At 56.6% G+C, this 15199-nt stretch carries 9 protein-coding genes; 7 read left to right on the forward strand and 2 right to left on the reverse strand.

All coding sequences use genetic code 11. The features are described from left to right. Positions 1-16: 16 nt before the first annotated feature. The 3 genes from VGH19_13185 (at position 17) to hrpB (ending at position 4626) form a co-directional block, all read left to right on the forward strand. Positions 17-1366, forward strand: coding sequence for a DUF1552 domain-containing protein (locus tag VGH19_13185; protein ID HEY1172321.1), 1350 nt, complete (start codon positions 17-19; stop codon positions 1364-1366). Between the two features lie 13 nt (positions 1367-1379). Then, positions 1380-1895, forward strand: coding sequence for a hypothetical protein (locus VGH19_13190; GenBank protein HEY1172322.1), 516 nt, complete (start codon positions 1380-1382; stop codon positions 1893-1895). 121 nt (positions 1896-2016) lie between these two features. Beyond that, the gene (hrpB, locus tag VGH19_13195) at positions 2017-4626 is read left to right on the forward strand and encodes an ATP-dependent helicase HrpB (protein ID HEY1172323.1); all 2610 of its coding nucleotides are present in this window, start codon (positions 2017-2019) and stop codon (positions 4624-4626) included. A gap of 108 nt (positions 4627-4734) precedes the next feature. Here hrpB and VGH19_13200 read toward each other — a convergent pair whose 3' ends face one another. Beyond that, entirely contained in the window at positions 4735-6144 is a 1410-nt protein-coding gene (locus tag VGH19_13200; protein ID HEY1172324.1) for a hypothetical protein, read from the reverse strand. 242 nt (positions 6145-6386) lie between these two features. On the opposite strand from VGH19_13200, the gene VGH19_13205 reads away from it, so the two are divergent. Continuing rightward, positions 6387-8969: an FtsX-like permease family protein gene (locus tag VGH19_13205; GenBank protein ID HEY1172325.1), complete on the forward strand. Its 2583-nt coding sequence runs from the start codon at positions 6387-6389 to the stop codon at positions 8967-8969. Positions 8970-9202: 233 nt separating this feature from the next. Here the strand turns inward: VGH19_13205 and mutS are convergent, their stop codons facing one another. Beyond that, the gene (gene mutS, locus VGH19_13210) at positions 9203-11770 is read right to left on the reverse strand and encodes a DNA mismatch repair protein MutS (GenBank protein HEY1172326.1); all 2568 of its coding nucleotides are present in this window, start codon (positions 11768-11770) and stop codon (positions 9203-9205) included. A 373-nt stretch (positions 11771-12143) separates the two neighbouring features. Here mutS and VGH19_13215 point away from each other — a divergent pair, with 373 nt between their 5' ends. From VGH19_13215 to VGH19_13225, 3 genes are all read left to right on the forward strand, one after another. Then, on the forward strand, positions 12144-12860 hold the full coding sequence (locus tag VGH19_13215; protein ID HEY1172327.1) for a 3'-5' exonuclease: 717 nt from the start codon (positions 12144-12146) through the stop codon (positions 12858-12860). 321 nt (positions 12861-13181) lie between these two features. Next, positions 13182-13850 (forward strand): glutathione S-transferase family protein, encoded by a 669-nt coding sequence (locus VGH19_13220; protein ID HEY1172328.1) that lies wholly within the window; start codon positions 13182-13184, stop codon positions 13848-13850. After that, complete coding sequence (locus VGH19_13225; GenBank protein ID HEY1172329.1) at positions 13847-15151, forward strand: PhoH family protein; 1305 nt, start codon at positions 13847-13849, stop codon at positions 15149-15151. Before VGH19_13220 ends, VGH19_13225 begins: the two co-directional genes overlap by 4 nt. Positions 15152-15199 lie beyond the last annotated feature (48 nt).

Genomic DNA, 15199 nt, shown 5'->3' on the forward strand with positions numbered 1-15199 from the left:
GTCAAAAATAAAGCTTATGAACAACCGCATGCTTATCTCCCGGCGCACGCTGTTGCGCGGTATGGGTGCCGCCCTCGCGCTGCCTTGGCTCGAAGCCATGGGACCGATGACCGGCTGGGCCGCTGATACGAAGATCAGCAGTGCAGCGCCGAACCGCATGGCTTTCCTCTATGTGCCGAACGGCGTGAACATGGCGGAGTGGAAACCGAAGAGTGAAGGCACCCTCGGCGAACTGCCCTCCACGCTCGCGGTGCTGAATAACCATAAGAAAGATTTCTCAGTCTTGACCGGACTGACTGCCGACAAGGCCCGCGCCAATGGCGACGGCGGTGGTGATCACGCCCGCGCGCTCTCGGCCTACCTGACCGGTTGCCAGCCGCGCAAGACAGACGGCACGGACATCCGCGCTGGTGTTTCCGTGGATCAGGTAGCGGCGGCCCGCTTGGCGGACAAGACACGCTTTGGCTCGTTGGAGATCGGCACGGAAGCCGGATCCATGGCGGGTAATTGCGATTCCGGTTACAGCTGCGTTTACTCGTCCACGATGTCCTGGCGCTCGGCCACTCAACCATTGCCGAAGGAAGTGAACCCGAAGCTGGTGTTCGAACGCCTCTTCGGTACCGGCAGCAAGGCGGAACGCGAACGTCGCGATGCCCAGCGCAAGAGTGTGCTGGACATGGTGAAGGAAGATTTCAGCGAGTTGAACGGCAAGCTCGGCAAGTCCGATCAGCGCAAGCTGGACGAATACTTCGCCGCTGTGCGTGACTTGGAATTGCGCATCGAACGCGCCGCGAACATGCCCGAAGCCAAGGCCCCGGAGAATTTCGGCATCCCCGAAGGCGTCCCGGCCAGCTACGAGGAACACCTCAAGATCATGGCGGACCTGATGATCGCGGCGTTCCAGACGGATTCCACACGCGTCTGCACTTACGTGCTGGCAAATGAAGGCTCCGGCAAGGCGTATCCGTTCATCGGTGTGAAAGAAGGTCACCACGATCTCTCGCACCACGGCAAGAACCCGGAGAAGCTGGCGAAGATCGCGCAGATCAATCATTTCCACATGCAGCAGTTCGCGTATGTGATCGAGCGCATGAAGTCCATCAAGGAAGGCGATGGCACGCTCCTCGACCACTCGATGATCTGCTACGGCTCCGGCAATTCCGACGGCGATGCGCACAATCACGATGACTTGCCGTTGCTAATGGCGGGTCGCGGTTGCGGCACGGTCACGCCGGGTCGGCACATCGTTTATCCGAAGGAAACGCCGATCAACAACCTGTGGCTCTCGATGCTCAACCGCATGGAGATCCAAACACAGCAACTCGGCGACAGCACCGGCGAGTTGAAGGGCTTGTTGGTGACCTAAGCTAAACAGTCTCATGAAAATCCCCGCTGAAGCGATTCGGCGGGGATTTTTATTTTCAAAGAAGTGGGATTACAAACTCCCTCCTTCACTTGCGCTTCTGCTTTTCGTTAGAGTTTCAAGCAAGTTGAAACCAAGTATTCAATCCAAGTTCCTCACCATGCTGCGTTTCATTTTTTGCGGCATTCTAGGATTTTGGCTGATGCTGCTCTCCTCCATCTCGCTTTACTTGTTCATCGCGGGAGAGCGAAGCAACATTTTGCATCCATTGATTGCATTGCCATTGGTGGTCTTGAGTTCACTGATGCTGCTCTATGGCATCGGGCAATGGGGTAAATGGGCTTATCTATGGATTTTCCACGCACCTTTGCCTTCCGCTTTTGTCTTTGATCTGCTCAATACAGGAACTGGTAAAGGTGATGCGCTTCTCCCAATCGTGCTAAGTCCAGTGATCGCGTATTTCATTGTCAAAGCCTACTATGCTCCTCCTGTTGCCCCGCCAGAAACCAATGGCGGTAATAGTCCCAATTGAAAGCATCAGTCAGACTCGACTCCCTCTTCTGTTAAATCTCTTCGCCTGAGCAGGTTTTCTTTTTTGCGCCTTCTGTGCTTCTTTGTGGCTATCACCGTTTTCATCCCTACACTACGCCGCCGTGGAACCGAAATCGCTGCCCATTTGGCAGGTCCAGTCTCAGATCGTTGAATCGTTGCGCACTGCGCACCGGTTGGTGCTTGTCGCGCCCACCGGCTCCGGTAAATCGACGCAAGTCCCCCAGATGGTCCTCGATGCCGGACTCGCCAGTGATAAGAAGATCATCGTTCTGCAACCCCGCCGTGTCGCTGCGCGCACCGTGGCCGCGCGTGTCGCGTGGGAACGCAATGTCGTGCTCGGTCAGGAAGTCGGTTACCAAGTCCGCTTTGACGACCACACCTCGCTCGGCACGCGCATCTGTTTCGTCACGGAGGGTATTCTCCTGCGCTGGTTGCAGGATGATCCCACGCTCGCCGATGTCGGCGCGATCCTCTTCGATGAATTTCATGAGCGCAACCTGTTGAGCGATGTCGCCCTCGCCCTCGTGAAGCGTCTACAAACGCACAAACGCCCGGACCTGCATCTCCTCGTCATGTCCGCCACGCTAGATGCGCAGCCCGTGAAGGAATATCTGGATGACTGCCCCATCTGCGTCTCCGAAGGCCGCAGCTATCCCGTGCAGGTGGAATACATCAAGTTCAAGGACGAGCGGAACATCACCGAGCAGGCCGCCGATGCCGTGGAGAAGATCATCAATGCGCGCGAGCCCGGCGACATCCTCGTCTTCATGCCCGGCATGGCGGAGATCAACGCCACCATTGGCGCGCTGCACAGCATCCGCGTCTCGGAAAAGATTCTTTGCATCCCGCTGCACGGCGAACTCTCGCCCGACCAGCAAGACCTCGCTTTCCAAGCCAGTGATCGCCGCAAAGTCGTCGTTGCCACGAACGTCGCGGAAACCTCCGTCACCATTGATGGCGTGTGTTCCGTGGTGGATAGCGGCATCGCCCGCGTGGCCCGTTACGATGCCGAACGCGGCATCAGCACCTTGCATCTCGAAGAGATCAGCCGCGCCTCTGCCGATCAACGCAAAGGCCGCGCTGGCCGCACTGCTCCCGGTGTGTGCTATCGCCTCTGGACCGAGAGCGGGCACTTGAATCGTCCCGAGCGCAACACGCCGGAGATCCAACGTGCGGACATGGCGGAAGTCGTCCTGCTCCTGCATTCCCTCGGCATCAAACACGCCGCCGGTTTCGATTGGCTGGATAAGCCCGATCCCGTCGCCGTGGAACGTGCCGAGATGCTGTTGCACACCTTAGGTGCTCTGCGTCCGGCCACGAAAGGCAACGACGATCCCGATGCCGACCGCATCGCGAGCGATCTCACGCCCATTGGCCGCCAGATGATGCGCCTGCCCATGCACCCGCGCTATTCACGCATGCTCGTGGAAGCGCAGAAGCGCGGCTGTGTCGGTGCCGCCGCCTTGTGCGCCGCCCTCGTCAGCGGACGCGATCTCCTCACACGCATCGGTCGCGATGAAAAGCATATCGCAGAAAACCGTGAACTGTTTGAAGGCAGCCAGGATTCCGATTTCTTCACGCTCATGCGCGCCTATCAGTTCGCGCGCAAGAACAGCTTCAACGTGGATACGTGCCGTCGCTACGGCATCAACGCCCGTTCTGCGCGTGAGATCGAGCAGACCTATTTGCAGATCGTAGACATCTGCCGCCGTCAAAAGTTCCACGAACTTTCGCCCGATGAAGCCCCACCGAAGACCGATGACACCTCTCTGCAACGCTGCCTGATGACCGGCTTCATCGACCAGCTTTGCATCCGCCGTGATAAAGGCACGCTGGAATGCGACCTCACCGAAGGCCGCACTGGCACACTTATGCGCGAGAGCGTCGTGCAGCAATCCACCATGTTCGTCGTTGCCACGATCCGCGAGGTGAGCGGTCGCACCGGTCACATGACCTTGCTCGGCATGGCCACGCACATCAAACCCGAGTGGCTCAGCGAGACGTTCCCCGAGCAACTCCACACACAGGTCGAGCATCTCTATGACCGCGGCCACAAACGAGTCGCCGCCGTGAAGCTCGTGCGCTTCCACGACCTCGTCATCGCACACGAACATCAGCGTGACGTGGAGCCCGGCCCCTCAGGTCGTTGCCTTGCGGAAGCCGCACGCAAGCAATGGTTCGAGCTCCCGCTCTTCAATCACGAGATCAAGCAATTGATCAATCGCGTGAACCTCATCTGCAGCATCCAGCCCGAGCTGGAACTGAAGCCCTTTGATGAACCCGCCATCATCGCGTGCCTCGCCGAAGCCTTTAACGGCCAGACGCTCGCGAAAGAAGCGCAAGCCACGAACCTCAAAGAAGCTTTCCTGAAACATTGGCCGAAAGGCCAGTGGGATTGGCTGAATGAACTCGCACCGAACACGATCCCTTGGGGCGAAGGCAAACCCGCCAAACTGCAATACGGGGAGGATGAAGATAAAAACTCCGAGTGGCCGATCCTGCCCGAACTGCAAGTGAAGATCACCGACTGCTTCACGCTGAAAGACCATCCGCGCCTCTGCGAAGGCCGCATCCCCGTGCGCCTCTGGGTCTGTGCCCCCGATGGCAAACGCCTCGGCTCCACCATTGATTGGGCAAACTTCCGTGCGAAAGAGTATCCGAAGCTAAAGCCAGCTTTGCAGAAGAAATTCAGCAGCCTGTTGTGGCCATAGGACAACCCTTATCGGTGAAGCGTGAAGAGTGTTAAATCGTTTTAGATTTTTAACACCTTCAATCATTCGCCATTGGTCATTCCTCCGTCATACAGGCTTGGTCATTCGTCATTCTCCGCCACCCTGCTTCACCGCCCCTGCGGCATCCAGAAACACCATCTCCTGAATCAACTCCGTCTTGATCTCCGCTTCACCGATGCCCGGCAGGAGCACACGTGCCTTGCCATCTTTCCACGAGAGCAGCTCAAACGTCAGTACGCCGCCACTGCCCAGTTTCGCCCGCGCCAGACGGCCTTTCCCGGCGGTCACAGCTCCTTCTGAAATATTTTTGACCGGACTGAACTCGATCCGTTGCACGCGCTCCAGCGCTACGTTGAATGAAGTTTGGCCGGTCTGAAGCGTCACGTTTGTCTGGTTATAAGCGAGCAGTTTGCCCACCATTCTCTCACCAGAAACGGTGATCAGTGCTTCATCCGGCCCCACATGATTGGACGGGCTCACCTCATCCAGGCGGCCATCCCATTCACTCACGCGCAGATTGCTCAATCGCACGCTACCCTGCCCTTGATGCACGAAACGCACGCCCGTTCCTTGCGCGGGAGACATCCCTTCCGTCCATTGTTTCACCAGCACACCATCTATCAGCAGCGTGATCGTCTTGCGATCTTTGCTCGCATGGATCGTCACCCGCGCCTCGTTCTTCTGGCTCAAGACCGGGGCGATCACCTGCCCCACCGTGCGCACCGGTTCCTTCTGGCTTACATAGAGCAAATTCACCGAATGACTGTTGATCTGCAGGCTGTAGAAAGCCGCGAATGCCGGCTCATTCTCCGTGGCACGTAAACTGATGGGTTTCAACGAATCGGTGAACACCGCGATGGCCAGGTTCAAGGTCCCCCGCCAGGCCACATCGAACTCCATGGTCATCTGGCCGGGCAGCTTGAGATCACGGGCCACGGATGCCGACTTCGTGGCCAGAAATGCACCCGGCTGAAAAGTCCAAAACCCAGCATCGTCACCCGCACTGGTGACTTCTGCAAAAGTCCAGCCATTCATGTCCTTGATGCCATCGAAGACCGTCTTCAGATTCGCCGATTGCGGTGAAAGGGAACGGAGCAGCGGCCTGGGTATGGTGAGCTGGCCGTCAAAGACCGTTTCAAACTTGAGCGCATTCGTCTCCAGCGCCATCACGCTGCCATCCACCACATCCCCGTTCCGCAAGCGGACGCGCGCAGGCAACTCACCGCTGGGCGGGATGGATTTTGCCGGACCAAGATCAATCGCCTGCACCTTTGCCGCATCAAATACCATCGTCCCTAGGCTGTCCGCGCGGGACCAGCCAAGCCCTGCCGCTTGCTCATAGGAAACCATCCTGCCTCTGAGCACATCCCCATTGCTCAAAGTGAGCACATGCGGCTCCTGTGGTGGCTCTGCAGCGAAAGCTGGCACGGCTGCAAGGCACGCCACCACCAGCAGAAGGAGCTGCCGCCATGAGGGCATGATCTGTTGAGCTTGCATCGTATGGAATAGTCCGGCCAGTTCGCCTCCAAGTCCAGTCACTTTCCATATCGGAAGACTACCAAGGTTTGCTCTTTGAGCATGATATGGGATAATGCGGTCATAGTTCTGTGCGGGTCGCAGGGGCCTCACCTGGTTGGAATGAAACATAGCGAGACATCACTTCATGCGATGCAGTTCTTAAGCGAACTGCCGACCGGCTGCCTTCCCACCATAAGTTAAGTTTTTCCCAAACCTTCCCGATGCCCGCATCTGATTCCACGCAAGCCGGACCACCCAGCAAAGCCGCACGCTCGCCATGGTTCGACCCCTTTGTCTGGCGCATGGCGTGGCGGGACAGCCGCACCAGCCGCGGGCGACTGCTATTCTTTGCTTTGGCGATGCTGGTCGGTGTGGCGGCCATCGCTGGCGTCACTGCTTTCGGTGAAAACTTGCGCGAAGCCATCAACCAGCAATCGCGTTCTCTGCTGGGGGCGGATCTGGTCATCACCGGTCGCCGTCCATTTACCGAAGGGCAGATAAAGTTTTTCAAATCATTCAACGGAGAAATGAGCATGGGGGCCAATCTCTCGGCGATGATCTCTTTTCCGAAGAGCAATGACGGGCGGCTCATCCAGTTGCGGGCGGTTGAGGATAATTTTCCATTCTACGGGATTTTCACCACAGAACCGGCCTCAGCCAAAGAAACTTTTCGGCGCGGCGGCGTGTTGGTGGAAGCCAGTTTGCTCGCCCAATACAACGCCAAGGTAGGTGACCCCGTTAAGCTGGGACGCTGGGAAGGCGTGATCGCAGGCGAGCTGGAGCAAGTGCCCGGGGAAACTCTGGCCTTCGGAGCTTTTGCTCCGCGCGTTTATATCTCTGGTGAGGATTTGATGAAGACCGGCCTGTTGCGACCGGAAAGTTTGGTGCGCTTCCGAGCCAGCTTCAAGTTTCCCGAATCTTTCGATGTCGAACAATTGATGGAGCAGGTGGAGCCGGAACTGATCGCCATGCGGCTCGGTGCAGATACAGTGAAGGAACGGCGCGAGGAACTGGGCCAGTCCATGACCAACCTCTACAACTTCCTCAACCTGGCGGGATTCATCGCCCTTCTGCTCGGTGGGATCGCCGTAGGTTCCGCGCTGCAACTGCACATCAAACATAAGCTGGCGACTGTCGCCACCTTGCGCTGTCTGGGTGTGGATGCAAAACGGACCATGGCGATTTACCTCATCCAAGCCCTGGTCATCGGGGTGATCTGCGCTTTTGGCGGAGCATTGGCAGGCGTAGCCGTGCAGAAGGCATTGCCAGGCATAGTCAAAGAGTTTTTGCCTTTCGATGTCTCTTTCACCTTCTCCTGGATTGCACTGCTGCGCGCCGCGTTTTTTGGCATGCTCTTCTGCGGACTGTTCGCATTGCTGCCATTGCTGCCCGTGCGGCTGGTGCCCCCGCTCGCAGCGATACGGAAAAACTGGGAGGAAACACCCGCACGCTTTGATTCCGCACAATGGATCACCGCTGCTTTGCTGGGCGCTGGCGTTATCACATTCAGCGTGGTGCAGAGCCATGACTGGCGGGTGGGACTCGGCATGGCAGGCGGCTTGGTGGTTGCCATCGGGTTGCTGGCATTAGTCGCGCAAGGTTTGCGCAAGCTCGCGCGCAAGGCGGGGCAGACACAGCTTCCTTTTGTCTGGCGGCAAGGTATCGCGAGCTTGCACCGGCCGAACAACCGCACGCTCGTGCTGTTGCTCTCTTTGGGCTTGGGCGCATTTCTTCTCCTAACCTTGCGGCTTACCGAGTATTCGCTGCTTCATGGCCTTCTGCCTGAGACAGACACGCAACGTCCCAATACCATTCTCTTCGATATCCAAGCGGATCAACGCGCCGGAGTGCAGGAGATATTGGAGCAACAGGGATTGAAGGCGATGCAGCAAGTGCCGGTGGTCACGATGCGCTTGATGAATATCAAAGGCACGCCAGTCGAAAAAATCCTGAAGGATGATAAATCTCCCATCCCGACATGGACGCTTCGCCGCGAGTATCGCTCCAGCTACCGTGATACGATGGGTTTCAGCGAAGAACTCACCAAAGGCGAGTGGCCTCCCGCGAAGTTCGATGCCGATAAGTTCGTGCCCATCTCCATAGAAGAAGGTATCGCCAAGGATCTGCAGGTGGATATGGGCGATGAACTCATCTTCGACGTGCAAGGTCTGCCTGTTACTACGAAGATCGTTGCCCTGCGCAAAGTGAACTGGCGACGCATCGAACCAAATTTCTTCATCGTGTTTCCTCCGGGCGTCTTGGAGGAAGCTCCGGGCTTTTTTATCACGGCCACGCATGTCGCCACTCCTGAAGCCTCAGCCCAGATGCAACGGACCGTGCTGCAAAAATATCCGAATGTGTCGGTTATCGATCTCACACTGGTCCTGCACACGCTCGATGACATCTTCACCAAGGTTTCCTCCGTGATCCGTTTCATGGCGCTCTTCACCGTCGCTACGGGCCTTATCGTGCTTACAGGCACCTTGCTCGCCGCACGGTTCCAGCGCGTTCAGGAAAGCGTGCTGCTGCGTACCTTGGGCGCTTCACGCCAGCAGGTGCAGCAGATACAATTCGTGGAGTATCTCTGCCTCGGCGTGCTGGCGGCATTGACCGCGTGTGTGCTGGCACTGGCAGCGAACGCCGCGCTGGCATGGTGGGTCTTCAAGATGACGTGGGTGATCGATTGGTTCGCCGTAGCGGTGGCGTTGGTGACTTTGCCTGCATTGACGATCTTTGTCGGCTGGCTGACGAATCGTGGCGTGGCGAATCATCCGCCATTGGAGATTTTGCGCGCGGAGGCGTGAGCCCTTCTCTTTGCCCCAACGGGGCTAAGTCTATCAGCCCAGCGTTGCTTCGCGACAGCAGGAGCGAAGCTACGCTGGGTAGTCGCAACAAAGTCATTACCCTGAAAGGGTTTTATCACTGCACGGTGGTGATGAAACCCTTTCAGGGTAAAATCTGAAAACGGATTTACCCAAGGTAGCTCGCAAGCTCGCAACCTTGGGCTGATAGACTTAGCCCCTTTGGGGCAAAAGCCTCATCCAAACAAATCCAACTGCGGCGGGGGCGTAAGCTGTTTCAGCTTCTCACGATCGTGATTCTTGCGCGTGGTGCCTCGGCGGACGTTGCCTTCCGGTGTCAGTTCGGAATCTTCGAGATTTCCGAGAATCTGTTTCGCCCGTTCGATGACTGATTTGGGCACACCGGCGAGGCGCGCCACCTGGATGCCGTAGCTCTTGTCCGTGCCGCCTTCCACGATCTTGCGCAGGAAGATGATCTGGTCGTTCCATTCACGCACAGCCACGTTGTAATTCTTCACGCGCGGAAGACGTGCAGAAAGCTCAGTCAGCTCGTGGTAATGCGTGGCGAAGAGCGTCTTGGCCCCGGATTGATTGTGCAAATGCTCCACGATGGACCACGCGAGGCTCAAACCATCGAATGTGCTCGTGCCTCGACCGATCTCATCGAGGATGATCAGGCTGCGTTGCGTGGCGTTATTCAGGATGTTCGCCGTCTCGCTCATCTCCACCATGAAGGTGGATTGACCACGTGCAAGGTCATCGCTGGCACCGATGCGCGTGAAGATACGGTCCACGAGATCAATACGTGCCTTGCCTGCCGGGATGAACGCGCCCGTATGCGCCATGAGCGAAAGCAAGGCCACTTGGCGGATAAAGGTGCTCTTACCCGCCATGTTCGGGCCGGTGATGAGCGCGATCTGCTGCGTGGTGTTGTTCAAGTCTGTGTCGTTCGGCACGAAACGCTCTTCTGTCACAGTCTGATCCAGCACAGGATGACGGCCATCGCGGATATTCAAAACGCCTTCATTACCCACCTCGGGCCGCACATGTTTGTAGAGCCGTGCAGTTTCCGCGAAGGAGGACAGCACATCCACTTGCGCCAGCGCACGCGCGGTTTCTTGGATCTCTGGCAGACGCGCGATCACCGCTTCACGCACGCGCAGGAAAATCTCGTATTCCAGCTTGGTGCTGCGCTCTTCCGCACCAAGGATCTTGCCTTCCATCTCTTTCAACGCTGGGGTGATGAAGCGTTCGCCATTTGCAATGGTCTGCTTGCGAATGTAATCGGCCGGCACCTTGTCCAAGTTCGACTTGGTGATCTCGATGTAATAGCCGAAAACGGAGTTGAAGCGGATCTTCAGAGAAGGAATGCCCGTACGCTCGATCTCATCTTGCTGCAGCTTGGCGATCCAGTCCTTGCCATCACGCGTGGCCGAGTGCAATTCATCCAGATTCGCATCATAACCGGTGCGAATCAGCCCGCCTTCCTTCACCGCGAGCGGCGGTTCATCCACGATAGCACGGGTGATTTCATGCACCACATCGGGCAATTCACTCAGGCGCGAGGTCAGTTCCGCCAGTAAAGCAGGCGCATGACTCGCCACTTCTTCCTGCAAGGATGGCAATGTCTCAACAGGCGCAGCAACTGAAGCCATGGAAGTCAGCAAGCCGCGCAAGGCAGGCACTTGCTCCAAAGCGAGGCGCAGTGCTTGCAGATCGCGGCCATTGCCACTGCCCAGGCTCAAACGACCAATGGTGCGCTCCAGATCACGCACTTCTTTCAAGCTCGTACGAAGGTCTTCCAAGGCGCGCCCCCCACGGATGAATGTCTCCACCGCTGCCTGCCGCCAATGGATCGCACTGACCGAAGCGAGCGGTTGCGTGAGCCAATCACGCAGGCGACGTGCGCCCATGGGTGTCACCGTGCGGTTCAAAGCCCCGAACAATGAGGCATCACGAGGGCCATCCTTATGAAGAGGCTCCAGAATCTCGAGATTGCGCAACGAAATGGCATCCAGCGTGAGGTAATCACCGCATTCGTAGCAAGAGAGGCGCGTGAGATGGGAGATATCACGCCGCAGATGTTGCGTAAGGTAGTGTAGGATCGCGCCTGCCGCGCCAGTGGCTGCATTGCGATTCTTAAGGCCGAAGCCATCGAGCGAAGCGACTTTGAAATGCTCGCGCACGGTGAATTGCGCCGTCTCCACTGCGAAAACCCAGCCATCATAGCCACTCACCACAGCCAAAGCGCCGGGCAAAAGCTCATTCAACCCCGAATCTTCTGAAGGATGGATGATCTCCGCAGGTCTTAGACGCTCCAACTCACTCAACAATGCCGCCTCTTCAGTGAGTTCCGTCACTTTAAAGTCACCCGTCGTCAGATCCACGATCGCTAGGCCGATGCTTTTTCCACTGCGATAGATGGCCGCGAGATAGTTGTTCCGCTCCGCTGTGAGCATGCGCTCATCGAAATGCGTGCCGGGGCTAAGGATCTGCGTCACTTCACGACGCACGAGCTGACCGGGCTTCGCCTCTTCCACTTGATCGCAGATGGCGATCTTGCGGCCTGCTTTGAGGATGCGTGAGATGTAGTTGTTCGCGGCATGGAACGGGATGCCGCACATCGGAATCTCACCGCGTTTCGTCAAAGCGACGTTCAAAAGCTGCGCGCCGAGCTGCGCATCTTCAAAAAACATTTCATAGAAATCACCGAGACGAAACAGCAGCAACGCATCGGGCGGCAACTCACTTTTGATGCGGCGGTACTGGGCCATCATCGGTGTTAACTTCGTTTCGCGTGACATCGTGAAGAGCAGTTTGCGGAAAAATAATCGAACGTCGAACGCAAAAAAGTTTGCAAATTATTTTTTGAAGTCTATGAACTACAGCATAGACAGCCTCAAAGAACTGGTTACAAACGCGTGACAAAGCAACTGTCAGAAAAATTTTTGAACGGATTTTATCCGAAGCCGAGGGGGGGTGATTTCCGTGGCCGCTAAGAAAGCTGCAAAGAAAGCTGCGAAGAAACCCGCCGTTAAGAAAGCTGCAAAGAAGAAGTAACCCTTCTCTTTAGCAGATAAGATTCAGAGGGAAGTCCTGCTCGGAAACATCTGACAGGACTTCCTTTCGTTTCCAGATACTGTCATCCTCCCGCCCGGCACAACACATAGAGACACCATGGCTACGCTCATCTTCGACATCGAAACGTCCGCACTGGGGCTCGAACATTTCGACGACGTGCAGATCGAATATCTCTTCCGCGAAGCCGAAAAGATCCCGGATGAAGAAGCCCGTGCGCAGAAAAAGAACGAGATCGAGCGCATGTTCAGCCTGTGGCCCTTCACCGCACAAGTGGTGTGCATCGCCATGCTGAATGCGGATTCCCAACGTGGCCAGGTGCTCTATCTGGCGGAAGATTTCGAAGATACCGGTGACAATGAAGCCGTTGAATTCGTGCCTTTTGCCGATGAATCCGAACTGATCACCGCCTTTTGGGATGTGGCGAAGCATTACGACTCCGTGGTGACGTTCAACGGACGCGGCTTTGATGTCCCCTTCATGTATCTGCGTTCCGCTGTGCTGAATGTGCCCATCTCCAAAAAGAACTGGCTCGGTTACCGTTATCAGATCGAGCCGCATTGCGATCTGGCGGAGCAATTGACCTTCTACAACGTAAGCGGACGCGAAGGCGCCGCGCGCAAATTCAACCTGGATTTCTACTGCAAGGCGTTCGGCATCGAATCGCCCAAGAGCCATGGCGTCACGGGAATGGACATCAACAACATGATGGCCGAGGGAAGGCATCGCGAGATCGCGGAATATTGCCTGCGTGATGTGCGCGCAACGGTGTCGCTCTACAAGATCTGGAAGGAGCGGCTCGGCGGAATCAAATAAGGGGCAAGGTGAGAAGAGCGAAGGACGACTTCATGCGTCACGAAAAAGTTTCCAACTTGCGCTTGTCAGAGTCCAGATGTGGTACTAAATTTCGCTCGTGCAGTTAAGCCGGGTTTTCAACAACCAAAGCTTGTCAAAGCTGAAGGCTCACTTTCTGTCCCTCACTCCCATAGTCCCGGCGGTTTCACTGAAATGTTTGTGGAACCAGTTTTTCAGCAGGCTTAACCATCAACTCAACCCTGACCGTTCGTTGGTGCCGGTCCGTTCCTCTGACGTAGGCAGGAAATATTTGCCACGGCGCGGCGAGACAACACAGCAGCTATGATACAACTTTACGGAGTCGATTACAGCCCGTTCGTCATCGTTCAGCGTCGCATCCTCGAGTTCGGCAAGGTCCCCTTCAAGACGGTCAAAGTCCCCTACCATGACCGCTCCATCATCTGGAAACTGACCAAGCAGCGTTATTATCAGGTGCCGGTATTGAAGGATGGCAAGCAGGTGATCTTCGAGACACAGGAAGACTCGCAAGTCATCGCCAAGTATCTGGATAACAAATTTGAACTCGGCCTTTTCCCGCGTGAATTGCGCGGATTGCAAAGCATTCTCTGGCGTTACATCGAGAATGACATTGAAGGTCTGGGCTTCAAACTGAATGACATCTATTACCGTGAGTTCATCCCCACGGTGAGTCATCTTGGCTTTCTGCGGCACAAGGAACGCAAGTTCGGCCGCGGCTGCATCGATCTCTGGCGAGCGCAGCAGAAACTGCTCGTCGCCGAACTCGGCGCCAAGCTGGCGCCTTTCGAACAGATGCTGTTCGATCGTCCATATCTCCTGGACAACCGGCCCCGATTTGTCGACTTCGACCTGTTCGGCATACTCGGGAACTACCTCTACAGCGGTCATTACCGCTTGCCCGCCGAGCACACCCAGCTCCAGGCGTGGTACAAGCGGATGGTCAAAATCAAACTGGCGGAATTGCCTAAGTGAAAAACTACATCCTCGACACCAACGTACTCCTCCACGACCCCCACTCCCTCCTGAACTTTCAGGAGAACAATGTCTTCATCCCCATCGAGGTGATCGAAGAGATTGACCGCTTCAAGCGAGAATCCTCCGAACTCGGACAGCACGCGCGCATGGTCTCGCGCATGATGGATGGATTCCGCGAGACGGGCAGCCTGAGCGAAGGCGTCAAGCTCCCCAACGGTGGCAAGCTGACCATCATTTTCAAGGATAAGAATGGTGCCGGAGCTGCCCCCATCAGCAACACGGTGGACAGCAAGATCGTTTCCCGTGCGCTGGATGTTCAGGCCGTCGACAAGAAGGTGCGGACCATCTTGGTCACGAAGGACATCAACCTGCGCATCAAGGCAGATGCGAGCGGTCTGCCAGCGGAAGATTATGAGACAGATCAGGTAAACATCTCGGACCTCTACACGGGCATGACGGAAAAAACCGTCTCTGCTGATGTCCTGGCCAAGTTCCGTGCCGATGAAGAACTCGAGCTGGACTCCTCCATGCGTTATAGCCCGAGCGAGTACTGCACACTCATTGATGAGGCGAATCCCAAGCGTACCGCGTTGACCAAGGTAGATCCGACGGGCAAAAAGCTCATCCCTATCGTGGATGTTCGTGAGGGCGTCTGGGGAATCAAGCCACGCAACCGTGAACAGCATTTCGCATTCGATGCGTTGCTGGATGACCGGATCAAGCTCGTCACGTTGATGGGCAAAGCGGGCACGGGCAAGACGCTCATGGCGATGGCAGCGGGATTGAAGCGCACCATCATGGACCGTGAGTTCCGCCGTGTGATCGTGGCGCGTCCGACGATCTCCATGGGCAAAGAGATCGGTTTCCTGCCGGGCACGCTGGAAGAGAAATTGAATCCGTGGATGCAGCCCATTCATGACGCGCTGGAGCTCTTGAGCGATCTGAACATGGGCAACGAGCATCGCCGCAGCGGCGATCTGATGCGTTCGGGTTCCATCGTGGTGGAGGCGCTAAGTTTCATCCGCGGTCGCAGCATCGCGAATCAGTACATGATCATCGATGAAGCGCAGAACCTGACGCCGCTGGAAGTGAAGACGATCATCACGCGCGCAGGTGAAGGCACGAAGATCATTCTCACCGGCGATCCTTACCAGATCGACAATCCGTACGTGGACTCCTCCTCCAACGGCTTCAACTATATCGTGAGCCGCTTCCGTCCGCATGCCATTGCGGCCCATATCGAGCTGCAGAAGGGTGAACGCTCGGAACTCGCGGAACTGGCGGCGAACATCCTTTAGGCACTACCAAAAGATACGCAGAAAGCTGGTGCAATCTTGCACTGGCAA

This window comes from Verrucomicrobiia bacterium (genome assembly GCA_036405135.1).
In the GTDB taxonomy this organism is placed as follows: domain Bacteria; phylum Verrucomicrobiota; class Verrucomicrobiia; order Limisphaerales; family JAEYXS01; genus JAEYXS01.